This window comes from Rickettsiella endosymbiont of Miltochrista miniata, from assembly GCF_964031245.1.
Taxonomy (GTDB): Bacteria; Pseudomonadota; Gammaproteobacteria; order Diplorickettsiales; family Diplorickettsiaceae; genus Aquirickettsiella.
The window spans coordinates 831,205-856,826 of sequence record NZ_OZ035017.1 but is presented as its reverse complement, the minus strand read 5'-3'; the positions used below and the strand labels follow the sequence as shown (position 1 = coordinate 856,826).

The 25,622-nt window shown below is 40.8% G+C and carries 19 protein-coding genes; 12 read left to right on the top strand and 7 right to left on the bottom strand.

Annotated elements, in window-relative coordinates:
- Nucleotides 1-3 precede the first annotated feature (3 nt).
- The gene (coaD, locus tag AAHH40_RS03895) at nt 4-450 is read right to left on the bottom strand and encodes a pantetheine-phosphate adenylyltransferase (protein ID WP_342220796.1); all 447 of its coding nucleotides are present in this window, start codon (nt 448-450) and stop codon (nt 4-6) included.
- A gap of 61 nt (nt 451-511) precedes the next feature.
- The gene (gene ubiA / locus AAHH40_RS03890) at nt 512-1,375 is read right to left on the bottom strand and encodes a 4-hydroxybenzoate octaprenyltransferase (protein WP_342219383.1); all 864 of its coding nucleotides are present in this window, start codon (nt 1,373-1,375) and stop codon (nt 512-514) included.
- 94 nt (nt 1,376-1,469) lie between these two features.
- Between ubiA and AAHH40_RS03885 the strand changes: the two genes are divergently transcribed.
- The 3 genes from AAHH40_RS03885 to AAHH40_RS03875 all read left to right on the top strand — a co-directional run bounded on the left by AAHH40_RS03885 (nt 1,470) and on the right by AAHH40_RS03875 (nt 3,570).
- Nucleotides 1,470-2,063 carry an outer membrane beta-barrel protein gene (locus AAHH40_RS03885; RefSeq protein WP_342219382.1) on the top strand — a complete coding sequence of 198 codons (594 nt, stop codon included), beginning with the start codon at nt 1,470-1,472 and terminating at the stop codon, nt 2,061-2,063.
- Nucleotides 2,064-2,139: 76 nt separating this feature from the next.
- Nucleotides 2,140-2,778, top strand: coding sequence for an outer membrane beta-barrel protein (locus tag AAHH40_RS03880; protein WP_342219381.1), 639 nt, complete (start codon nt 2,140-2,142; stop codon nt 2,776-2,778).
- A 177-nt stretch (nt 2,779-2,955) separates the two neighbouring features.
- Nucleotides 2,956-3,570, top strand: a complete 615-nt coding sequence (locus AAHH40_RS03875; RefSeq protein ID WP_342219380.1) for an outer membrane beta-barrel protein — start codon at nt 2,956-2,958, stop codon at nt 3,568-3,570.
- A 188-nt stretch (nt 3,571-3,758) separates the two neighbouring features.
- On the opposite strand, the gene AAHH40_RS03870 is transcribed toward AAHH40_RS03875, so the two are convergent.
- The gene (locus AAHH40_RS03870) at nt 3,759-9,716 is read right to left on the bottom strand and encodes an NB-ARC domain-containing protein (protein ID WP_342219379.1); all 5,958 of its coding nucleotides are present in this window, start codon (nt 9,714-9,716) and stop codon (nt 3,759-3,761) included.
- Between the two features lie 92 nt (nt 9,717-9,808).
- Complete coding sequence (locus tag AAHH40_RS03865; RefSeq protein WP_342219378.1) at nt 9,809-10,960, bottom strand: hypothetical protein; 1,152 nt, start codon at nt 10,958-10,960, stop codon at nt 9,809-9,811.
- 230 nt (nt 10,961-11,190) lie between these two features.
- On the opposite strand from AAHH40_RS03865, the gene AAHH40_RS03860 reads away from it, so the two are divergent.
- A complete protein-coding gene (locus tag AAHH40_RS03860) occupies nt 11,191-11,847 on the top strand; it encodes an outer membrane beta-barrel protein (RefSeq protein WP_342219377.1) in 657 nt (218 codons plus the stop codon).
- A gap of 107 nt (nt 11,848-11,954) precedes the next feature.
- Here AAHH40_RS03860 and AAHH40_RS03855 read toward each other — a convergent pair whose 3' ends face one another.
- Nucleotides 11,955-12,245, bottom strand: coding sequence for a GIY-YIG nuclease family protein (locus tag AAHH40_RS03855; protein ID WP_342219376.1), 291 nt, complete (start codon nt 12,243-12,245; stop codon nt 11,955-11,957).
- Nucleotides 12,246-12,580: 335 nt separating this feature from the next.
- Between AAHH40_RS03855 and AAHH40_RS03850 the strand changes: the two genes are divergently transcribed.
- The 5 genes from AAHH40_RS03850 (at nt 12,581) to AAHH40_RS03830 (ending at nt 16,932) form a co-directional block, all read left to right on the top strand.
- Nucleotides 12,581-13,267: an outer membrane beta-barrel protein gene (locus AAHH40_RS03850; protein WP_342219375.1), complete on the top strand. Its 687-nt coding sequence runs from the start codon at nt 12,581-12,583 to the stop codon at nt 13,265-13,267.
- Between the two features lie 230 nt (nt 13,268-13,497).
- Complete coding sequence (locus AAHH40_RS03845; protein WP_342219374.1) at nt 13,498-14,193, top strand: porin family protein; 696 nt, start codon at nt 13,498-13,500, stop codon at nt 14,191-14,193.
- 191 nt (nt 14,194-14,384) lie between these two features.
- Nucleotides 14,385-15,107, top strand: coding sequence for an outer membrane beta-barrel protein (locus AAHH40_RS03840; RefSeq protein ID WP_342219373.1), 723 nt, complete (start codon nt 14,385-14,387; stop codon nt 15,105-15,107).
- A gap of 192 nt (nt 15,108-15,299) precedes the next feature.
- Complete coding sequence (locus tag AAHH40_RS03835; protein WP_342219372.1) at nt 15,300-16,016, top strand: outer membrane beta-barrel protein; 717 nt, start codon at nt 15,300-15,302, stop codon at nt 16,014-16,016.
- A gap of 241 nt (nt 16,017-16,257) precedes the next feature.
- A complete protein-coding gene (locus AAHH40_RS03830; protein WP_342219371.1) occupies nt 16,258-16,932 on the top strand; it encodes an outer membrane beta-barrel protein in 675 nt (224 codons plus the stop codon).
- A gap of 151 nt (nt 16,933-17,083) precedes the next feature.
- On the opposite strand, the gene uvrA is transcribed toward AAHH40_RS03830, so the two are convergent.
- Entirely contained in the window at nt 17,084-19,954 is a 2,871-nt protein-coding gene (gene uvrA, locus AAHH40_RS03825; protein ID WP_342219370.1) for an excinuclease ABC subunit UvrA, read from the bottom strand.
- A gap of 189 nt (nt 19,955-20,143) precedes the next feature.
- On the opposite strand from uvrA, the gene ssb reads away from it, so the two are divergent.
- The 3 genes from ssb (at nt 20,144) to AAHH40_RS03810 (ending at nt 23,621) form a co-directional block, all read left to right on the top strand.
- Nucleotides 20,144-20,623, top strand: a complete 480-nt coding sequence (ssb, locus tag AAHH40_RS03820; RefSeq protein ID WP_342219369.1) for a single-stranded DNA-binding protein — start codon at nt 20,144-20,146, stop codon at nt 20,621-20,623.
- 531 nt (nt 20,624-21,154) lie between these two features.
- Nucleotides 21,155-21,505, top strand: a complete 351-nt coding sequence (locus AAHH40_RS03815) for a BON domain-containing protein (RefSeq protein WP_342146535.1) — start codon at nt 21,155-21,157, stop codon at nt 21,503-21,505.
- A 73-nt stretch (nt 21,506-21,578) separates the two neighbouring features.
- The gene (locus AAHH40_RS03810) at nt 21,579-23,621 is read left to right on the top strand and encodes a reprolysin-like metallopeptidase (RefSeq protein ID WP_342219368.1); all 2,043 of its coding nucleotides are present in this window, start codon (nt 21,579-21,581) and stop codon (nt 23,619-23,621) included.
- A gap of 149 nt (nt 23,622-23,770) precedes the next feature.
- On the opposite strand, the gene AAHH40_RS03805 is transcribed toward AAHH40_RS03810, so the two are convergent.
- Nucleotides 23,771-25,621 (bottom strand): transglycosylase SLT domain-containing protein, encoded by a 1,851-nt coding sequence (locus AAHH40_RS03805; protein ID WP_342219367.1) that lies wholly within the window; start codon nt 25,619-25,621, stop codon nt 23,771-23,773.
- Nucleotide 25,622 lies beyond the last annotated feature (1 nt).

Genomic DNA, 25,622 nt, shown 5'->3' with positions numbered 1-25,622 from the left:
TACTCATGTTCGTTTAAACTTAGCTTGTAAAGCCTCTGCCACCACCGCCGGTACAAACTGCGCCACGTTGCCTCCGAGACTGGCAATTTCTCTGACTAAATTAGCCGAGATGAAGGAATGCTGTTCGGCCGGAGTTAAAAATAAGGTTTCCAAATCAGGCATCATTTTTCGATTCATACTCGCCAATTGAAACTCATACTCAAAATCAGACACCGCACGCAAACCCCGTAAAATGACATGCGCGTTATAGTCTTTCGCACAATTGATTAACAAACCATCAAAACCATGTACCTGCACATTATTCAGATCGCTTAATACCTGTTTGGCTAAATGGATACGCTCATCGACAGAAAAAGCCGGCGTTTTACTCGGATTTTTCGCCACTGCAACTATCACGGTTTCAAACAAACGCGCAGCACGTTGCACGAGATCCAGATGGCCATTGGTCATTGGATCAAAAGTACCGGGATAGATCACTTTGGTTTTCACGGATCACCTCTTACCTATAAGCTTAAGCATGTACACCGAAAAAAAATCCTAAAAATATTAAACCACCTATCCATGCATTATTCAAAAACGCTTTAAAACACAATTCAGGTTTTCGATTTTTAATTAAATAGTGTTGATAAATAAGTAAGCCAACCGCCAACGCCAACATCAAATAATAAGGCATGTGCGCTTTTAAGCAGAAACCTATGATGCTTAATAGTAAAACAAAACTTAACTCTAGGGCAGCGATAAACATCACATCATGACGGCCCAGCGCTAACGCACTGGATTTAATACCCACACGCCTATCATCCTCTCTATCCACCATGGCATAAATGGTATCATAAGCGACACACCACGCATAAGCGGTCAAAAACAACAACCAAGCAATGGCCGGTATTTTTCCGGTTTCTGCCGCAAAAGCCATCAAGATAGACCAAGCACCAAACACCACACCTAAAAATAACTGCGGCCATTCGATATAGCGTTTGGTAAATGGATAGAGCACTATCATAGCAACCGCAATTACCGCCAGTTCTATGCTTAAGCGATTCAATTGACAGACCACTAACAACGCTAATAAAGTCAAAATGATTAATATCAGCACGGCCGCTTTCAAACTCACTGCGCCGGTTGCTAAAGGTCGATGCTGAGTTCTTGCCACAAAACCATCCAGATTTCTATCCGCGATATCATTCATCACGCAACCCAGCGATCGTGTTAACACCGCACCGATGATAAATAAAGCGAGGATTTTAATATCCACATGGCCCGCACTTGCAATCCATAACGCCCATAATGCTGGCCACAATAATAAAAATATTCCTATCGGTTGATGTAATCGTAGCAAGGTGAGGTAAGCTCGCCAACGTGGGTGGTAGTTCATGCTGCTTATCGTATAATAGGATCAGTCACACTGCAAAGCATCGATAATAGGTATATTATATAAAGATGATCTTCATACACAAGGAGCGTCGTTCATGTTGAAAAAAATTAGGACTAAGATACTTTTTATTTTTTCATGGTGCTTTCCACTGCTAGCCAGTGCATCTATTCCTGGGTTTTATATCTTAGGTCAACTCGGCACCGCCGACACACACCAAGAAGCCAGCAATGCCGCTGCACAATCGATTAGTAGTAAAATGGCTTTCACCGGTCGCATCGCCGGTGGTTATCAATTTAATCAAAATATCGCTTTTGAAATTGGTTATACACGATTTTCTGATGTTGATTTCTCCGGCGTCGGCGGTGTGCCCGGCCAAAATGTTTCTTTAAGTGAAAAAGCCATCGATTTCATGGCGAAACCGATGTTACCTATTTCGAGTAACGTGAACCTTTATGCCAAATTAGGTTTAGCGTATCTTAAAGCCAATGGTTCCGCTGTCGTGAATGGTCGGAATTACTTAGGATACTCCGATAGCTGGAATCCCAGTTTCGGTCTCGGTCTTAGTTACGACATTACCCCCTTTGTTCCGATCGATTTAGCTTGGACACGCATTCAGAGTGTCGGCGGCGGTAACAGCATACCCAGTACTGATTTTTATTCCATTGGTTTGGCGTATTATTTTGGTTGATACTGCAAATAGTAAACACTTATAATTTTTTTGATAACATCTTCTAAACCGTTAAACATTATTATTAGGAAGCACTATGCTAAAAAGAAATACAAGCGCCTTACTACTGGCTAGCACTATTCTCAGTGTCACAGCAAACGTGCATGCTGAAATGCCAGGTTTTTATGCCGGGGCACAACTCGGCTATGCGAATAGTCATATCAATACCACTAATTTAGTCACGGTAAATAATGGAACATCGCCGGTAGCGTTACCGGATCTGAATAATCTTGCTTTAGCGTATCGTCTCAGTTTTGGTTATCAATTTGATAACTATTGGGCGATGGAATTTGGTTATCGTCATTTTGGTCATACTGATATTTCAGTCGCTACCAATAATTACCTCGCCACTGCATCGAGTAAATCCAGCGCCTTTGATTTAACCGCAAAAGGGATACTTCCCGTCACAGATAAATTAAACCTGTATGCAAAATTAGGCTTGGCTTATCTACGACCTAACGCACAAGGGGGCTTAATTGCCAATAGTCCGTACAGCGGCACAATGAATAGCTATGCCAAAACCTTAGAACCGACGTTTGGTTTAGGTATCAGTTATGCACTCAAACCGAATGTTCCGGTCGAATTTTCTTGGAATCGCATCCAAAAAGCGGGTGGCAGTAATCACGCGCCGAGCAGTGATTTTTATTCACTCGGCGTATCGTATTATTTTGGATAATACGACTTACTCGTCATTGCGAGCACCGAGAATATTAATCGTCATTGCGAGCGCGTAGCGCGCGGCAATCTATTACTTAAAACTTCTCGTGAAACTCAAGATAAATTGACATTAATTCCTATTAACGGTTAAATAGTACGCTCTAATAACAATGTTTCTGTGGAGAAAATAATAACAATGCTTAAAAAAATACTCATTACTAGCGTAATAACCGCGAGTGCATGCGCGATAATGAATGCGAATGCAGCACTTCCTGTGGGTTTATATGTGAGTGGTCAAGCAGGTTATGCTGACACACACATGAAATCTCGTCTTTCATCATCGACCGGAATACCCTTAGCCAATGATGGACTGGCGGGTCGCGTCGCACTGGGTTATAAAATCACGCCGAATTTTGGTTTGGAAGTAGGTTACTTACAATTATCTGAAGGAAAATCTAATTTCCCGCATGACACTCAATCTAATAAACAACATGCGATTGACGTTGCTGCCAAAGGCATGTTACCGGTTACGCAAAATGTCAATATCTACGGCAAATTAGGCGTTGCTTATTTAACTACCGAGTTAAAAAAAGACGCAACTGACAAGGGAATCCCCATTTCTACCGATCTCAATCAAGCGGAAGGCATTGCCAAACACAAATGGGCGCCTGAAGTGGCTATCGGTATGGGCTATGACATCACACCTAATGTGACTGTAGACACCTCCTTAACTCACATCCAACCGATGGGAAACAACCGTCCGGGTAACATCGATTTCTTGGCTGTCGGTGTCAGTTACAACTTCGGCTAAACACACACACTTAACTAGTTAACCTTGGTTAACTAGTTAAGTTTTTTTATTGATCGTCATTGCGAGCGCTAGAATATTGACGTCATTGCGAGCACCGCAGGTGCGCGGCAATCTAGATATGGCCATGACGGGGGTTTACTGGCATACGCGTAGCGCGCGGCAATTTATAAATGCCAGTGCCTTAAAGACTATCCACGACCATATTTTTTTACTCCATCCTGTAAGTTTTTAAATGCCCAATCTGCGTCTGAAGTCTTTTCAGCGCGTGATAATACTTGCTCCCTCTTTTGTATTCGCTTAACAGCAGAAGGAGCAAACAAAGAAGCTATCCATCTACCCAAATAAACATTTCCGTAGAATGTTCCCTGGTAGTTAATTGGCAAATTCGTCTGAGAATAAGAAACTCCCGTTATAACGGATCGGTTATTCGGTATGAAATCCTCAGAATACAATGATTGTATCGATTTAACCTCTGCCTTGCTTGTAAAGTCGACTTGACGGTTAATTTGTCGCTTAGGTCGTGCGGATCGAGTTGTATTACTATTTAAACTATCGTTATGAGTCTCTGCCGCATATTGCTGAATGATATTATCAAAACTGGCAGCATTATTGATTTGCTCTGTATAATTTTTCAATAGTATTTGCTGATCAAGAAACGTCAGCGTTGTGCTTAATACCTTTTCTTTCATGGCAGGTAGTTGATAAAATTGACTGAATATAATCGTACATAGATCACGTTGCCGCGTAGGGTTATTCAATATATTGCTTAGCATGAGATCAGTGTTGTTATTTATAATAAAGCTAAATTGACCACTTTTTTTAAGAATAATAAGCTCGGATTCTTTTTCAATATCGGTATTGGTTATGACTATAATTTCTTTATCATTATTGAATACTAAAGGCGCATATACTAACCCCCAACGCCGATTATCAGCGATAATATTCATGGGCATATGTATATTATTCAAACTGATATCAAGATTCTGATACCAATTATCTTCCGATGCTTTTCTTAACCTTACATTCGCGATAGGCCAAGTTGTCATCAGAGGCAAACAGCTATTCGATACGCGATAATAGTGAGCATTTAATGAGACAACTAAGTCCTGCTGATGCTGGGATACGCTGAGTGAAATTTCTTGTTCAGGACACTCTTGTTTGGCTTGCTGTACCACCCAGCGTAAATCAAGTGTATCGGTCAGATCTTCCCGCACTTTGTAAAGCGTCACTTCAGGTATTGGAAATTTATCAGTACCCAATGCAGCCGTAATGACGTTGATATTTTCAGCACCGTTGCCCATTAAATGACTTTTAGCTAACGGATTATTGTACAGGATCTGATGCTGTTCATGTCCAATCAATACCGTTTCATTCTGCTTGAGTCGTATGGATAGCGCCATGTTGAGACGGCTGGCAATCGCTGGATACTGACTCACTATTTCATCCACGGTTTTATTGCTGCGCAACTGGGCATAGATAGTGTTTCTATTTACTAGTTTGATTTCTGCATCCTGAAAAACGTAATATGCATTGATCGGGCATTCTGGATAATGCATTTTTTTATCGTGGAATAAGCTGAGCTCTCTAAAAGGATCCGAAATAATGAGATTGAAGGTTTTATTCTGAAATAACAAATTAAAAGTAATGTTGTTAGCTTGAACGGTAATAGCGTCCAGATCTTCAAGTGAAAAATCAAAATAAAAACGCTGTACAGTAGGATCTGTAAATAGCAGCTGAACATGGGTTTCACCGGTTTCGTCATTTGGAATCCTATAATTAACCGACTCTAGACGTTCACTCGATCCAAACGTATGGACCACGGCGTTATTTCTTAATACGATTTTGGGATTATTATTGGATACATCGGTAATATAGATGTGATCGGAATAGTCTTGACTTTCACCGCCATAACTGTCGATAAACTCCAATTTTTCAGTTATATAGATGACATCTTGCTTATTCTTTCTTCCATCCATTTGCTGAATATTATCTATTTGGAGCCCGCCCTCACATTGTTGTGCAATGATTCCATTAGTCCTATTTTTTCCACAGATAAACCCTTGATCATCTAGCAATACATATCCGCTGACATTTTGATTAAAGTCCAACTTTATTTTATTATGCGCTGCATTGCCTCCGTTCAGCGTTCCTAAAATAGCATTCCCTTGCAATAGGAATAGATTACCGACATTACCACCGGTGTAATTTACCCTGCCATTACTCACCAGAAAAATGTTGGGCGTATCCGTTAATCCTATAACGGTGTGATTACCCTCATTTAAAGCAATGAGCGTGAAATTTTCTGTTCTATTTTGCGAATATTCCACACCGATTGCTTTTTTACAAAGGTAGGTAGATATTTCATTATCTTGATTCATGAAGGGAGGATAAGGAACCATAGGGATCCATTGACTGGAACTGACAGGGGTCCGGGATCGACCGAATAAACAAAACAAGCTCCCTTCGTTGGAGTTATCCGGCATCGTGTCATCTAATGCTATCTTGATTTTTTTATCCAAAAAAACTTCTGCCGATGAACTTCCTAATGAAGAAATAACGCGTTTAATCTGCGGATGATTTTTTAAAAAGTCGATAATGTTTTTGACCCGTTGATTATTAGATGCTTTCGTTTCAATATAACGCGAAGGAGGAAAATACAAAAATGCTCGCCCGCCCTGAATAACTTTTTCTTCCTCATCGAGATGTACATTTTTCTCAATCGATGCCAATTGATCGTCAACATGTTCGATATCTGATCCTAACCAAATTAATGCGACTGCCGCATCTCCGAACGGCCCAGTGAATGCAGAAACCCCTTCCATGATCTCTAAGTTCTCAGCCGCTTCTACCCCAAAATCTAATCCGTCTTTGCTTACTATCGCTCCATTGGTAACAATTCCAGATAGCTCAGCTTTATTACCCGCTCTATATGCTTTTATTTGATTTTTTAAATTATAGGCGAAGAAAACCGATGGCAATCGCGCCAGAAAAGGGGAAGCGACTTTCATGCTGTTACCTAAAAACTGTCTTTTACCGGCTGTGATCACTTCTTCATCGGTTAATATACTGAGCGCCAACTTACCGTTTAAGGATAATTTTTTCTCCATTAATAAAGTTTCGTCTGCCGATGTTAATATTTCGCCTTGGGTTAAGAGTGAATTCGATACTTCTCCTAATAATGTACTGCTGGCTAGCAAACTAAAATTAATCGCTACCGTACTTAAATTACCTTGCAACAGCGCAGATAACGTATCCTTGGTAAATAGACCGGAAGACACTAACGTCGCGACTCGGCTCACCTTTTGTAGATGCTGCTTAATGCGTTGATTCAGCTGTTTGTTAGCTGTTTCTGGCTCTTCTTCCGAACGCAAACAGCCCACATCGCTACTTCTTTTTTTTCTTTTTTCTAATGACGAACACGCGCGTAATTCTTCTGGGGAAGGAAATATTTTTTCCTCGAATTCATAAAGTAACCGAACTGCATCGAGTTGCCGCGCTCTTTCCTCTTCTTTTGGTGAGAAGCGCTCCCCCAGTCGGTAATGTTTATCAGAGATTTCATATTTATAATCTAAAACTTTCCGGATATCTTCCTTAGAAAGAATCCCTTCATCTAGGCGTTCTTCTAGATAGTTCATCGTAGCAGTCAGCAGAAGTAGAAAAGGATATCGGGTGTAAACGAATGAGGCCTCGCCGATAAATTTAAGATACTCTCCTCGGCTATAGATCATATAAGCCGTATCAAACAAATAAATCAAACGAGTGACATCAAATTCAGAATAAGTAATGATATCTAAAATCCTTCTTCGGCTTGCTCGCACCTTTAATGCTTCTGTTAACTCGACATGTAGATTTATATGCAATAAAAAATGTAGATAATGAAACTCTACTTCCTTACCTACACTGAAACCTTCAGTTAATTTCAGAATTTTTTCTGCAATGTCTTTAAATGCAGGTTGATCTTTTTCTAAATTGACGCGTGTTACCTTCTGCACCAATCGATGAATAGTCGATTTATCTTGTTGACTCCCTGCGTTAAGCATGGAATAGCTTTTCAGTAGATGAATCGCTAGTGGCAATTTTTCAGGATGCTCCAAGGGAAGAAAAAAATTATTAGCGATATCATCAGGACATATGTACGCCATAATATTCAAAGTTTCGAGTGCTTTCCCTCCGGCGTATCGATCTTCCCTTATCTTATCCAGTGTTATTTGCCACGTAGTAAAGACGGTTTTTGCATAGGGGTCATTACCATAGCTGGGAAAATCGAAATCCAGTATTTCTAAGCCTTTTGCTTTATACAATTCTAGATAATCCTGGATTCCAAATTGAATATTGATATTTCGCTGAATATTAATATAAGCAACTGCCTGCTGCAGTGCTAGTGGTAATCCTTGCAATAAGGTGATTAATTCCTTGATTTTTCCATCCTGTGACTGATCGTTTGCCGTTATCGTTAACGCCGACTTGATCAATTCTTTCCCTTCTTCCTCTGTGAGGACATCCAGCGATACTACCGTCGCTACATTTCCCCAATTCCGATATCGAGAAGTGATCAATATAGCCGGCTTATTACCTAGTAATAACTTAGGTAAAAAATTTTCAAATTCTCTATAATTCTCGACGTTATCAAAAATGAATAAGCTTTTCCCCGTAGAAAAATACGTATAGACTTCCTCTAAAATCTCTTCTATCTCTTTTTCATTACCATATCTGTCTTGTCTTTCAATATTTAGTTTATTAGCCAGTTTTCTGACTGAATTGGCAAGATCCCCTTTGGATTCAGCATTGATCCATAACACATTGTGTTCATAATCGGCGGCATAGGTTCCAGCGTAGCGTAAAGCCAATTGAGTTTTTCCTACCCCCCCTAAACCACTCACAGAAGCCTGAACAGCGCTGGAAGACTCATCCCCTGATCTCGCCGAATTGACTGACAAACCTGACATCGCTTGCGCAATGACTGCGGTATTTCGAGTGGATAATAATGTCTTATGCAATTCTGCTAAGACTTTTTTTCTGCCAACAAAATTTGCTACCGGCTTTCTTAAATCAAAGAGTATCGGGTTCTTGGTTACGACTTGCTGCTCGACTCTCTGTGGTTCTATTGCAGGATAACGATCTTTAATTTTATCGAGTATGCGCGTAGATTCTTGTTTAAGATCGGCGGGTTGTAACACATATTCATATCTTCTTAAGTTATATTGGGCGACCGTTTCTGTCTGAGGGAATATTTCTTGCCGGTATTCACTTTGATAAGCGGCATTTAGCTCTCCATTAGCTAGGGTTTCCCAATCGAAAAGACGTCGATAACCATATTGCGTACTATCAGGACGATCAATTTTTTTATAGAATTTATTCGATTCGCTACCAACGATCGTAAGACCGACTTTTTCATACAAATTTACGGTGTTGACATCTTTTCCATTGGCATCTTGCAGTATGCTGCCCGAAATCCGGATCCGAACATTTTTAATACTAGGGTCAAAATATTTTTCTGACTTACCCATGACGATGCCTTTGGTTATTAACTCCTGCGTAATAGTGGGATTATCTTTTGCGTTTGCAGCAATATAATTCAATGCTCTAGCTGCCGCATCTTCGGCTAATTTTTCCATGGCCATCTTGTCACCCGCTTTATCAGTATGCTGCATAAATTGACTTTCAAAACTGTGGAAAGTTTCGACAGCCGCTTCTGATAATAGTGTACCTAAATCACCTTCAGCGACATTTTCAAAGGCTTTAGTGATACTTTGCGCTTTTTCTCTGGAGAGATAATATTGGCTACTCAGCGATCGCACTGAAGTCACTATCGAAGGGAGCGAGCCTAATAAGCTTTGCGAAACAGCGATACCGACTAATGCTGCCGTTGATCCGGTTTTTATTTCTACCTTCAAGGCTTCCGCCGTTATTCTCCCTCCTTTTGCTGTTATATGATAAATAGCCAGTCTTTTACTGAACTCATTAATAAAACTATCCGCAAATATTTCTAATTGTTGCTTGACTTTTTCTTTCTGTGACTCAAGTTTGGTTTTTTTTGCCTCAGGTTCTCCGCGTTTGAATCTTGATTGAACAAATTGATAACTCTTCTCTGAAGTTTGCGGCAGAAGATTGTCAGGTAATTTTTCTAATTCAATTATTTTCACCACGGTTTTAATTCCTTTTTAAAATATTGTGAGCATTGAACATCACTATTTTTCCGCTGCGAACATCAAAGCGGTTTCTTTGGTTTTTGTGTTAACTAAGGTGCAAAATTAACTTTCGGCATTTCTTCCTTAGCCGGTGGCGTAAGATTTGCGGGTGCTACCGAAAAAAAACGCGAACGCGCAATGGAAGTTACTGCTTGAGTTTCTATATGATCTTCACTGGCTAAAATATCCTTTTTCATGCACTCAACATTTAATTTCTTTTTGAGCACTTCAGCATAGGCTTGGATATCCTTTCTAAAATCATTTTCGTTACTATTTTCAGATAAATTAAGCAAACCTTGCCAAACCTCTGCGGTGATTAACTCTTCCGGCATTTCCTCGAGTGCTAACAACCAAGAAAGATTATTTTCTGATGAAATCAAATCAAAATTTTCTTGTGTTAAAAGATCCAGTTTTTCTAACAATTTAACGGTACGATGTAATGCAATAGGATAAGAAAAATCGGCTAAAATTTTGCGATTAGCTAATGTGTTTAATCCAGTTTTATCCAAAGCAATGAGTATGTGAGTTACTGGTATAATAATCGATCCGCGATAAGCGAGGATAAACGCTTGATTCTCCGGAGTTAATGTGTCGGTATGTTTCATCTTGATTAAGCATTTAGCCAAAAAATTAGCTTGTACATTGGATTTAATAGCATTGATATATTCTTGACTTAACATTCCCTCCACACATAACTTGCTTAAAGCAAGAAAGCAGTCACCGGTGAAATTGTTTTCTTGATAACACTGATTCAATACTTGAAAAAATTCCTGCATTTTTTCGGCGTTGCTTTTGTTATCTAATTGTTCCAGTGTTAATTTTGAAAAATACTCTGGAAATTGTTGATAACCGGCTTTACCGCAAGTCGCAAATCCCGCATACTTTATCGGTACCGGATAGCTGAGCAGTTGACCTAATTGATTGGCTTGACCAAAATTTAAGGCACAAAAATTTTGGTAATTAATAGTGTACCAAGCCTCATACGATGCCTTTCCAGGCTTCACCGGATGATCGCATAGAAAGAAACGGTTAATATTAAACAAATCCTGATTAGATAATAAACCTTTATGAAGTTTCAGTGATTTTAAATACTCATCAGTAGCGCGTATTGCAGGATGTTCAGTTCGAGCTAATTTTTTTAAGATGCCTTTATTCTGATGATAGTGATTGATGACTTCCGTGACTTGTTGGATGTTCAGCATAAATTTTCCTTAATTTTAATTTTCTTTGCATGCGTGCGCCATTATCTTAACCAAATAAATAAAAAAAGAAAGTTTCACATAAAAATTAATTATTTTTCTCAAAAATAAAAAATAAATTAAAGAAAGTGAAAGAAAAAATTTTTTTAAAGCAGAAAAGTTGACAATAAAACGATCTGATTGTTTAATAGTTGTTCGTTTGACTAGTTAAACTCTTCAGGAGAATAATAACAATGTTTAAAAAAGTTCTAAGCACAACTGTGTTAACTGTTTCTGTATTAGGTGCAATGGCTGCGAATGCTGCTGCACCGGGCGTGTATGTGACCGGTCAAGTCGGTTATGCAAATACACATATGGGCAGCAAAACACAAATTTCTGATCTTATTTCAGATCAAAATTATTCAAAAGACAATGATCTATCCAATAATGGATTAGCCGGTCGTGTTGCATTGGGTTATCAATTTAACCAAAACTTTGCTGTGGAAGCCGGTTATCTGCAGTTAGGCGAAAGAAAAGTCGATACTAGCAAAATTGGTGCAACCACACAAAGCACTTTGAAACTCCAGCAAAATGCGATTGATTTAGTCGGCAAAGGTATTATGCCTCTCGGTAGTAACTTTAATGTTTACGGCAAACTCGGTGTTGCTTATGTAACCAGCAATATTGACAACACCACTACTGGCTCAGGAAATACTTCTACTACTGACCTAAATCGTACCGCTAACGTTGCTAAACACAAATGGGCGCCAGAAGCGGCCGTCGGTGTGAGCTACGACATTACGCCGAATGTATCTGTAGACACTTCATGGACACACATCCAACCTTTAGGAAACAACAAACCAGGCAATATTGATTTTGTTGCCGTCGGTGTTGGTTACAACTTCGGTTAAACATTCGTTTAAACCTAAGATTCAAAAAAACCCCTTGTCTCAAGGGGTTTTCTTTTTGGTTACCATGACATTGATCCACTCGTCATTGCGAGCGCGCGGCAATCCATTTATATAATTTCTTCATATAAATCTGTCCAACTTGGGTTTATCGCTTCTATCAATTGCAACTTCTTTTTTCTAGAGCCTGCCTTAATTTGTTTTTCTCTCATGATGGCTGATTCCATGGTTTCGTGTAATTCGTAAAATACTAATAATTCACAATGATATTTTTTAGCTAAGCCATGAATTATCCCTTTTTTATGTTCATAGACTCTTTTAGCTAGCATTGATGTTACTCCGGTGTATAGAGTCCCCCTCTTCTTGTTAGCAACAATGTAAACTGCAGGTTGTTTTAACATCGTATTTTACCTGGATTGCCACGCGCTACGCGCTCGCAATGACGAATAATATTTTCCGTTTTCACAATATGACGAATAATATTTTACACGCTCACAGTAATGACGAATAGAGCACCGTCATTGCGAGCGCCAAAGGCGCGCGGCAATCCATGAGAAATATGAAGCTATAGATGGCCACGCTCATTCCATTCGCTCGCCATGGACACAATCATAAATTAATCTATTTTATTATATCTATATAAGATATTCACTATTGACATACATTGACAATAAATGAATCTGCTTGTTAAATAGACACTCGTTTAACTAGTTAAACTCTTAGGAGAAAAATAATAATGTTTAAAAAAGTTCTATGTACTACCGTGTTAGGTGTTTCTGCATTGACGGTGATGGCAGCCAATGCCGCAGCACCCGGCGTGTATGTCACCGGTCAGCTCGGTTATGCGAATACGCATATGGGCAGCAAAACCAATTTTGCAGATATCAACAAAAACACACCGGCTGATTTCAACTTTACCGCTAACAACGCTAAAGATAGCAACTTGGCAAACAATGGCTTAGCGGGTCGTATTGCTTTGGGTTATCAATTTAATCAAAACTTTGCCGTTGAAACCGGTTACCTATACTTAGGTAGTAAAAAAGTAGATGGTACCATTGCAAAAGATCATCGCAATGACACGCTCTCACTCCATCAAAATGCCATTGATTTAGTGGGCAAAGGCATCGTTCCTATGAGTACCAATGTTAACCTGTACGGTAAAGTCGGTGTTGCTTACTTAACCACTGACGTGGAAGGAAAAATAGCTGGAACTGATTCCAAACCTGAGGTGACAGCAGACTTAAACAAAAACGCGAATTTGAACAAACACAAGTTCGCGCCTGAAGTGGCCTTAGGTGTGAGCTATGACATCACGCCCAACGTGTCAGTCGACACTTCATGGACACACATCCAACCTTTAGGAAGCGATAAACCGGGTAACATTGATTTTGTTGCCGTCGGTCTTGGCTACAACTTCGGTTAAACCTTCGTTTAATCCCTAGCTCCATAAAACCCCTTTTTTAAGGGGTTTTTCTTTTCCAGATTGAAAAAAGGCTTATTTTTAAGGATTTTCAGTAAATGTAGTCAAATAGATGACAATCTTAGCCCTATTTTCGCTCATTATTCATAAAAACATATTGATAGTATTTTGACCAAATGATATACAAGTTCATCAGTTTAACTAGTTAAACTTATTAAGAGGAAAATAATAATATGTTTAAAAGAATAATCGCAGCAAGCGTATTAGGCGTTTCGGCGCTCGGTATGATGGCTGCTAATGCAACATCAAATGGAGTCTATGTAACGGGACAACTAGGCATTGCCAATACCGGGAATCAATTCCAAGCCGCTAAAGGCCTTGAATCTGATGTCACCTTCGGCAAAGATAAAAAGTCACTCAAAAAGGACTTAGCCGGTCGTATCGCGATAGGTTATCAATTCACTCCCCATTGGGCAGCTGAATTAGGTTACTTACAATTAGGCCAACAAAAGTCTAGCGCGTCTATGCTAATTCCAGGTATGGCGAATATTGTGCCAATGGATGCACCGCAAACTTTTGTAAAGAATACCGTTAGCACTCAAGAAATCACCATTAACCAACATGCTTTTGATGTGGTAGGTAAAGGTATTTATCCCATTAATGATAAATTCAATGTCTACGCAAAAGCCGGTATGGCTTACTTAGTCACCGACGTGAAAGGTGATAAAGTAAATGATAAAGCTAAACATAGCCTTATGGCTCCAATTGCTAAACACAACTGGGCGCCTGAAGCCGGTCTTGGTTTCACGTATAACGTGACTTCGAACGTGTTCATTGATACCTCCATTACTCATATTCAACCTATGGGTAAAAACAAGCCGCGCAATATAGACTTTGCTGCAGTAGGTATTGGTTACAGCTTCGGTTAATCCCTCGCTTTAAACCAAACTGTTTGTTGAAAAACCCCTATTCTAGGGGTTTTTTTTTGGCAAAAACTCGCTTTTAGGCTCATTTTACTCAGATATATCAATTAAATTGATAAGAAAGTTGACAGCTATTTATACAAATGATAAATAAGAGCCTGTTTAACTAGTTAAATACTTACGAGGAAAATAATAATATGATTAAAAGAATAATCGCAGTAAGCGTACTAGGCGTTTCGGCGCTGGGTATGATGGCTGCTAATGCAACCACCAATGGTTTCTATGTGGATGGCCAAGTAGGCTATGCGCCGCATACTGGTAATAAATTTACCGGTTTACCTTCTGATCTTACCGTTGGCAAAGACAAAAAAGCAGCCAGAGGTAGCATCGCAGGTCGTTTAGCGATTGGTTATCAATTCACTAAAAACTGGGCAGCTGAATTAGGCTATACACAATTTGGTCAACAAAAGTCTAATCTTTTAATGAGTAATACAAGCACTACAACTGAGTATGTTGTTTCACCTTTTATCATACACGGCGATCCTGTGATTGTTCCTGTTGATGTAACAACCACCACTATCGTTGCAAAAGAAGCTATTACCATTAATCAGCATGCATTTGATATCGTTGGTAAAGGTATTTATCCTATCTCCGACAAATTCAATGTGTACGCTAAAGCCGGTATGGCTTACTTAACCACTACCGTAAAAAGTAAGGGTGATATGCAATACCAAGGTAAACCAGCAACAGCCGTATTTAGCAAAAACAACTGGGCTCCTGAAGCCGGGATAGGTCTGACCTACGACATTACTCCTAATGTCTTTATAGATACGTCCTTTACACACATTCAACCCATCGGCAAAAACAAGCCGGCAAATATTGACTTTGCGACGGTTGGTATTGGTTACAGCTTCGGTTAATTCCTGAGTTTAAACCAACGTTCTGTATGTTAAAAAACCCCTGTTCTAGGGGTTTTTTTTGGCAAAAACCCGCTTTTAAGCCAATTTTACTCAGATATATCAATTAAATTGATAAGAAAGTTGACAACTATTTATACGAATGATAAATAAGGGCCTGTTTAACTAGTTGAACCTTACGAGGAAAATAAAAATATGTTTAAAAAAATAATCACAGTAAGCGTATTAGGCGTTTCGGCGCTGGGTATGATGGCTGCTAATGCTACATCGAATGGAGTTTATGTCACTGGACAAGTCGGCTATGCACACAGAGCTAATCTTACCAGTGCGCAAGGCTTTCAATCCATTCAACCCATTTTTGGGGGCTTTGTTAATGCTCAGTCAGACGTCAGTTTTGGAAAGCCTGAAACTTCTGCAAAAAACCTAATGGGTCGGTTAGCGATTGGTTATCAATTCACACCCAATTGGGCAGTGGAATTAGGTTATTTACAATTAAGTAAAGAAACTTCTAGTATCGGCATCTCCAACACTACTACAGCAGAAGTTTATCCTTATCCAGTTATTACAAAAAAATCAACCCAAGTTGTTACGCTTAAGCAACATGCTTTTGATGTGGTAGGTAAAGGTATTATTCCCATTAATGATAAATTCAATGTCTATGCTAAAGCGGGTATGGCTTATGTAGTCAGCAGCGTAAGTGGAGATAGTGCCAAAATAAATGGAGAAGCTACCTCTGTAATCGCTCCGATTGCTAAACACAATTGGGCTCCTGAAGCAGGTATAGGTCTAACCTACGACATTACTCCTAATGTCTTTATTGATACGTCCTTTACACACATTCAACCCATCGGTAAAAACAAACCTAGCAACATCGATTTTGCGACAGTTGGTCTTGGTTACAGCTTCGGTTAATTCCTTCAGTTTAAACCAACTTCTGGTATGTTAAAAAACCCCTGTTCTAGGGGTTTTTTTTATAGATTGCCGCGCGCTGCGCGCTCGCAATGACGATCAATACTTTTTAGCGCTCACAATGACGAGTTAGCATTACCCTTCTTATTCATTTCATGGATAAGAAAGTTGACAACTATTTATACGAATGGTAAATAAGAGCCTGTTTAACTAGTAAAACAATCCATTTGAGGAAAATAATAATATGTTTAAACAAATCATGACGGCTACCGTATTAGGCGTTTCGGCGCTCGGTATGATGGCTGCTAACGCAACCGCTAATGGCGTTTATGTCACCGGCCAATTAGGTTACGCTAAAAATAAAACCGCTCTTAGCCCTATTAACACGTCAGACGGAAAAGCACTCTTTAATGTGAACGACAAGCTTTCTGCATCTGGCAGAAATTTAGCCGGTCGTTTGGGGATAGGTTACCAATTTAGCCCAAACTGGGCCGTGGAAATGGGTTACCTACAACTCGGCAAAAAGAAGTTTGATGGTTTACTATATACGCCCACCAAAGGACCCACCGGTGGCACAGCAATTAATGGTTCATCTAGCATTTCACAAAGTGCTATTGACTTAGTTGGTAAAGGTATTTACCCCATTAATGACAAGTTCAATGTATACGGAAAATTAGGTGTGGCTTATGTCACCACCAGCATCGATAATAAATGTGATACTGGCCCTCATACTACACTGCTCAACAAAAACGCTATTGCTAAGCATAAATGGGCTCCTGAAGCGGCAGTTGGTGTTAGTTACGACATCACACCGAACATGTTTGTTGACACTTCTTGGACACACATCCAACCTTTAGGAAGAAACAAGCCAGGCAATATTGATTTTGTTGCTGTCGGTCTTGGTTACAGCTTTGGTTAATTCCTTAGTTTAAACCAACCTCTGTTTGTTAAAAAACCCCTGTTCTAGGGGTTTTTTTTAGATTGCCGCGCGCCTGCGGCGCTCGCAATGACGATTAATATTTTACGCGCTAATGCGATTAATATTTTACGCGCTCACAATGACGGAAACCTTAACCATGGCGACTGCCATCTTCACTCGATAAACTGCGTTTACCTAATAAGGGTTTTAAATATTGGCCGGTATAAGAAGTGGGTTGCTTTGCGACTTGTTCCGGTGTACCGACACACACGATCTCGCCACCCTTGCTGCCTCCCTCTGGACCAAGATCAATAATCCAATCCGCGGTTTTAATCACATCCAGATTATGTTCGATCACCACCACCGTATTACCTCGCTCACGCAACCGATATAACACCTTCAATAGCTGCTCAATATCATAAAAGTGTAAACCGGTGGTGGGTTCATCCAGAATATACAAGGTATGACCGGTGTCGCGTTTACTTAACTCTTTAGCCAGCTTGACGCGTTGTGCTTCGCCTCCAGATAAAGTGGGCGCACTTTGACCCAGGTGTAAATAACCGAGGCCTACTTCGATCAAGGTATGTAATTTTCGGGCCAGCACCGGCACCGGATTAAAAAACTCATGCGCTTCTTCTACCGTCATTTCTAAAATTTGATAGATATTTTTTCCTTTATAACGTATCTCCAAGGTTTCACGATTATAACGCTGGCCTTTACATACATCGCATTGTACATACACATCGGCTAGGAAATGCATTTCTACTTTAAGTACACCATCACCTTCACAGGCTTCACAACGCCCTCCCTTCACATTAAAGCTAAAGCGTCCGGCACTGTAACCGCGTGAACGGGCTTCCGGCGTGGCGGCAAATAATTCGCGTATCGGTGTAAACAAACCAATATAGGTAGCAGGATTGGATCGCGGCGTACGGCCGATAGGACTTTGATCAATATCGATCACTTTATCCAATTGCTCTAAACCGGTAATCGATTGATACGGCGCCGCTTGTGGCAAAATAGCTGCATTTAATTTTTTAGCCGCGAGTGGATACAAGGTGTCATTAATCAGCGTTGACTTTCCAGAACCGGATACGCCGGTAATGCAGGTCATTAAACCCAGCGGAATTTCAACATCGAGATCTTTTAAGTTATTACCGCTCGCACCTAATAGTTTGATGATGTGATTTTTATCAAATTTAAGTCTTTTTTTAGGACATTCGATACGTCGCTGGCCGGATAAATACTGACCCGTTAACGAATTTGGATTGCGCATAATCGCCGCCGGTGAGCCTTGGGCAATTACACGACCGCCATGCACACCCGCACCCGGTCCCATATCCACCACATAATCCGCATGGCGGATCGCTTCTTCATCGTGTTCGACGACGATCACGGTATTACCTAAATCACGCAACCTCAGCAACGTACTTAACAAACGGCCATTATCGCGCTGATGTAATCCTATCGATGGCTCATCAAGGATATACATCACACCCACTAAACCTGAACCAATTTGGCTGGCTAAACGTATCCGCTGCGACTCGCCGCCGGATAAGGTATCGGCACTCCTGTCCAATGATAGATAATTTAAACCGACATCAATTAAAAAATTTAAACGATCAATAATTTCTTTTTGTAAACGCAAAGCAATCTTGGCACGTTGACCAGACAAATTTAATTTTTCAAATAATTCTTTTAATTTATCCAGTGGTAAAGCCACCCAATCGGTAATCGCTTTATCCGCAATAAAAACATGCCGAGCAGCGATATTGAGCCGCGTACCATGGCAACTAGTACACGGTTTGGATGCTAAATAACGCGCTAAATCTTCACGTACCGAATCCGATTCGGTCTCTTGATAACGGCGCTGCATGACCGGTATCACACCTTCAAAAGGTTTTTTCTTATTATAGACATAGCCTTTTTCACTCTCGTAGTGAAACTTTATTTCTTCTTTACCACTGCCATATAAAATAATTTTCTGAATCGTGTCTGGCAATGTATTAAAAGGTGACTCTAAAGAAAAATGATAATGCTTAGCTAACGTCGATAACAACAAAGAATAATAAGGATTTTGCGCATCCCAACCGCGGATAGCCCCGCGCGCGATACTTAACTCCGGTTGCGGTATCACCTTATCCGCATCAAAAATCATTTCATGGCCTAAACCATCGCATTGTGGGCAAGCGCCGGCAGGATTATTAAAAGAAAATAAGCGTGGTTCTAACTCACCAATACTATAACCACACTCCGGACAAGCAAAACGTTCAGAAAAAATCAATTCTTGCTTAGTTTTTCCTGCCTCATCTTGGACGATCACTGTCACTAAACCTTCGCTCAAGGCCGCCGCGGTAGCTAAAGATTCACTCAAGCGTAAACGATGATCGGGTTTTATTTTCAGTCTATCCACGACCACATCGATGTTATGCTTTTGTTTAGGTTTTAAAGCTGGCACTTGATCCAATTCGAGCAATTCGCCATCAATACGCGCGCGTAAATAACCTTGACTGCGTAATTCATCAAATAAAGGTTTAAATTCACCTTTGCGTCCTTGTACCTTCGGCGCCAAAATAAGTAAGCGTGTCTCATGCGGTAAGGCCATCAATGTATCAACCATCTGACTAACACTTTGCGCAGCTAAACTGATGTTATGCACAGGACAACGCGGCTCACCTATTCGGGCAAACAACACGCGCAAATAATCATATATTTCAGTCACCGTACCCACCGTCGAACGTGGATTATGTGAGGTTGATTTTTGATCAATAGCAATCGCCGGAGAAAGTCCTTCAATATGATCGACATCGGGTTTCTCCATCATGGAAAGAAATTGCCGTGCATAAGACGACAAAGATTCCACATAACGACGCTGACCTTCGGCATATAAAGTATCGAAGGCTAACGAAGATTTACCCGAACCGGATAATCCCGTCACCACAATTAATTGATCACGTGGAATATCCAGATCGATATTCTGTAGATTATGGGTGCGAGCACCACGAATGCGAATTGTATCCATAGATAAACATGAAAGTTCTGGTGCAAAAGCTAAAAACTTTATCAGCTATTGTTGAAACCCCACACTATAACCTTGAAAATAATGAAAAGAAACCTCTAAAAAACTCCTTTTTATCGCTTTCTTTTTTGCGCTACAAGATTTAGAATTCAGGGTTAACTGTTATGATTTTGTTATTGTGGAGTATCGAACATGGCCAAAGGCATTAATAAAGTTATTTTAATCGGCAACTTAGGTGCCGATCCGGAAATGCGTCATATGCCTAATGGCACCGCTGTTGCTAATGTTAACCTTGCCACCAGCGAAAGCTGGAAAGATAAAAATACCGGGGAGCTACAAGAGCGCACCGAATGGCACCGCGTGGTTTTTTATCAACGCCTAGCTGAGATTGTTGCTGAATATTTAAAAAAAGGTTCTAAAGTGTACGTTGAAGGCCGTTTACAAACACGCAAATGGCAAGATAAAACCTCTGGTCAAGATCGCTACACCACCGAAATTATTGCCAATGAAATGCAAATGTTAGATAGCCGTGGTGGCGGTGCAAACAGTGATGTATCATCTTCTTTTACCACTACCGCACAGAATACTTCTGCTACGCGATCCAAACGTGAAACCAACCCATTACCCGAAATGGCCAGCGAAGCATTTGAAGACGATGATATTCCTTTTTAACTCAATCTACTTGTCATTGCGCGGCACCGGAAATACGAAACTGTAGATGGCCGCGCTCATTACATTCGCTCGCCATGACGTTTATTTCGTCATGGCGAGCACCACTTTTCCACGGTCATTGCGAGCGCCGCTTTTTTCCCGTCATTGCGAGCGCCGAAGGCGCGCGGCAATCTAGACACTCGCTCGTCCTGACGCTGATCCACTTTTCATTTGTACACTTAATGTACAGCCCAGAAATCCATTTAAAGTGAGATTCCTTGATTTATCTGCCGACTTGACTAATCTTTTTATAGGGAACAGTTATTTCTCATGAAGAAGAGTGTAAAACTAAGGGGGGGATAGTGAAATATTTAATTGCTTGGTTATTAGGCATACCTATTGCTGTATTGTTACTTATTTGGTTATTCAGTCATCTATTTTAAAATCTAACTCTATATAGAACAAAATTTTTACACTCAAATGATCCAAGTTTATGATCCAGGTTCTATACTCACAGCAATGAGTATATTTTCAAGTAGGAGTATTCATACTATGAAAGCAAAGTTATTTGTTATCTTAGGCTTAATCGCATTACCTATGGTAGCCACCATAGCCATGAGCAGTCATCGCGCTATGCAACAAGAAACCACTGGTCAATATGTTGATAGCAGCGTCATAACCTTAAAAGTAAAATCTAAATTATTGGCCGACCCCGATGTAAAAGGTCTCGCCATTTCCGTCATGAGCTATAAAGGTCAAGTCAAACTCGGCGGTTTTGCAAATAGTTGGGCACAAAAGCAAAAAGCCGGCATGCTCGCTAGACAAGTTGAAGGCGTCACCGGCGTAACCAACAATATCGTCGTTAAAAAAATAGTACGTTCTAATACTTATCCTGCTAAATAAAAAAGCATAAAGAGCTGTTATTGTAAGAAAAACAAGGTTAATATCCTTGTTTTTCTTACATTATAATAACGCTATGTCTTACCGAATGCTTTCCCCGTCTATTCTAAAAAAATGCTCCGTCGGCTTATTGGCTATGCTGCTAACCGCTACGAGTCATGCCTCGGTGCAAAATTTTTGGCAGGACATGAATAGCGAAATCCCATTAAACTTAACAACAGAAAAACCGCAACCGGATTATTATCGCATTATTAGTTTAAATGATGCGTCTTTAAACACGCTGCGCCACGATCTGAGTAGAAAAAATACAGCAGAGATATTACTACCTTTACCCGAAGGTGATTTCTCATTATTTACTGTCTCTGATGCGCATACGATGCCGCCGGAACTCGCCAAACGTTATCCTAGCATTCTCAGCTTAAAAGGATTGGACAAAGAAGGACGACGTTTACGCTTAGATATTTCTCAACAAGGCTTACAGGCGATGGTGTTTGATACGTCTGGTAATTGGCTGATACGGTCGGTTGGAAATAAGTTTAACAACAATCAAGCTTATCAAAGCTTCCGACTCGAAGCGCTCCGTACCGGCAATGCACGCCTGCGCGAAAAATTAATAGCTAATCCCAACGCCACGCAACTCGCGACTAAACCACGCCAGATTAATGACACTATCCATCGCGAATATCGCATTGCGATTGCCATGAGCAGTGACTACGCTCAAAAATATGGTGGCACCATTGCAGGAGGGCTGGCCAATGCGGTACGCACGCTTAATCGTATTAACGAAATCTATGAAACTGATTTTGGCATCCATTTAATCCTCGTCAAAGATAACGATAAAATTATTTTTGCCAATCCCGCCACCGATCCTTATCTGCATTTGGATCAGGATCAACAACGCGTAAAAAATATCGCAGTCCTAAACTCCGTTATCGGCACTAAAAATTTTGATCTCGGTCATCTATTTTCCAGAGCTACCGGCGGAGGAACAGCCAACGGAACGGTCTGCCTAGCCGCTAACAAAGCCGACGGATCAAGCGGCTCAGCCACTGTCGCTCCTGATGGTACAGCCAATCCACCCGACAAGGATGTGAACGAACTTACCTTCGATTTGCTTGCGGCGCATGAGATAGGTCACCAATTCAACGCCGACCACACGTTTAATGGCTGTAACCCCGATCCCGGTACAGAGCACACGGCATACGAACCCGGTAGTGGATCTACCATTATGAGCTATGCCGGTGAATGTTTTGATGAGTATACAGTGCCCTTTCATCAAGACAGTTTGGAAAATCTTCAGGATCATAAAGATCCTTATTTTCACGCAGCCACGATTGATCAAATCAAGGCTTTTATCTCAGGTCCTGCCAGTGTCTGCGGCAAAAAACTACCAAATCCTAATCGGCCACCGGTAATCGATCCTCGCTCGACTGCGCCATTCGGGAAGCGAGTATTAACCATTCCTGCCAATACACCCTTCGTATTGCATGCCTATGCTCGATCCTACTACCATCGAAACGCCAAACTTACCTATATTTGGGAGCAAATGGATCTCGGTCCAGCACAACCGATAAAAACACCATTACGAGATGATGGACTCGGCCCGATCTTCCGTTCGTATCTACCCAATAGCAGTGGCGAACGCATCTTTCCGCGTTTAGAGGCTGTGCTCGGCAAACAAGCGTTAGGTTTAGGCGAAGTCTATCCAACTACGACGCGAAAACTACATTTTCGATTGACGGTACGCGATAATCTCCAAGAGCAAGCCACCACTGCCAGTGCCGATATGGTGATCAATGTATTAAATACCGGACTAAACTTCGCGATTGCTCCTATTGAGGCACCCTGGAAAAGACATGAACCGAAATGGGTCAATTGGAATGTAGCAGGAACCAATCATGAGCCTATCGCCTGTCAAACGGTGCGCATAGATTTATCAGTAGATGGTGGATATACCTATCTTCCCCAAGCGCTGGCAACGAAAGCACCTAATCATGGAAGTTTTGCCATAGTCGTGCCTAGCCTTGATAAAGACACCTCCAGCGCACGTCTGCGAATAAGCTGTAATGAAAATCTATTTTTTGCCGTCTCACCGCATAACTTTAGCATCATAAAATAATTGAGCGTCATGGCGAACACGAATCTAAATCGTCATTGCGAGCACTAAAAATATTGATCGTCATTGCGAGCACCGCAGGTGCGCGGCAATCCATGGATGGCCATGCTCACTAACGTTTCGCTCGCCATGACGGCCTTATGGAAGAGTAACTATATTTGACTGTAAATGTTGCGCGCTAGACCCACACTCTTAACATAATCGCGGGTTTCCTTCCAAGGTAAAATTTCTACCCAAACATCTTTCGGTAGACGCTGATACAATCCTTGAAAATGTTTAATCCGATTCGGACCCACATTATAAGAAGCTGTGGCTAAGGTTGCATTACCATCAAATAATTTTAATAATTGTCTTAAATAAGTACTACCTAAGCGTATATTCTGTTCTGGATCGAGCAAATCTAATCGACGTAAAGCCAATCCACGCGCCAACTGTCTACCCGTATTCGGCATAATTTGCATTAAGCCTAAAGCCCCCGCACTGGATTTAGCATTCCACATAAAAGCGCTTTCTTGACGCATGATGGCCCAGACCCATGCCGAATTTAAATGTGTTTTACGCGCTGCTGCCAGCACTGAACGACGATAAGCGAATGGGAAACGTAATTGAACATCATTGTGAATATTCGCTTTGCTGGCTCCAACGATAGCTAAATCATACCAACCCCATTGTTTAGCCAGTTGAGCCGCCGCTTGGCGTTGTGGCACACTCAAACTATCCAATGCCCATAACCATTCCTGACGCGCTTCACCAATAAAACCTAAAGCCATCAATTCTTTAGCACGTTGTATGGCAAGATTATTTCCCAGTGCCTCGCGATCACCCAACATGCGGCGGGTAGTAGGATGATAGTGGAGCTTCAAACGTTGGCTCGCTAACACACCGTAATAATCAACCTCTTTCGCTAGACTTGCGTAAATGCTATTCGCTGCCGCGGTTTGCTGGGTCTCAGCGAGTGCCCTCGCCCGCCAATATCGCCAACAAGCGGATTGTTGTTCTTTATGTGACAAATGATCCAACCAAAAAAGCACCTTATCCCATTGACCATTGAGTAAACTATTGCGTACGCGCCATTCACGTAAGGTTGCATCAGCATAAGCGGGTTTAATTTTGTTTAACCAATTTCCCGCAGCACTATGGCCACGTCTGGCTAAACTGACCGCTAAATCAGCCAAAATGGGTTGTCTTTCAGCTTCATTTAAAGCATACGCTCTACTTAATTGCGACCAATCTTCTGCCAATGCTATTGGATCTTTATTCGCCAAGCGCTTCATGCCGAACAATAAAATTTTTCTATCGACAAGGTTACCCGGATCAAATTGATTCGTATGCTCAATTAATAATGGATGCCGTTGCACTTGATACCAATGTTTAACTTGTCGACGTTGTGCTGGCGGTAAAAATTGTGCGACATGTTGGATCACCGTGACATTATTTTTTGTCATCGCCTGATCTAACTTTTTCCAAATTAAATCTGAAGTTAATCCTCCAGATTGCTCCCAACGAGCAAAAACTTTGCGACAACCACTCGTCGGTACATTAACTTCTAACCAAAGTGTCGCTATTTTTTTAAACGCTAACGATTTTTGTTGTGTCGCCAATAAAGATTGCAGGTAATAACATTGTAATGGTGTAGCATAAATAGGTTGATAATAATGGATGAAATGCTGCCAATCTTGTTTTTTAGCCAAATAAGCTAACCAATCAGCACGTAATTTAACGGCTAACGGTGTATCATTATAGGTTTGCAAAAACTCGTCGATTTCGCCACTATTGGCATAAGTCCATTGTTGTTTTAATTGGATAAAAATTAAATAAGGATATAAAGGATAATCTTTTAGTTTAGCTTTTAAAGCAGAAAACTGTGGATAATGTTTAGTCATTAACAATTGTCTAGCCTGCCAAAATAGTTTTCGTTGTTGATCTCTATCCTCAGCGTGGGCTAAACATGGCCATGTTAATACTAAACTGATGATCAATACGGTACTTTTTATAATCCCCATA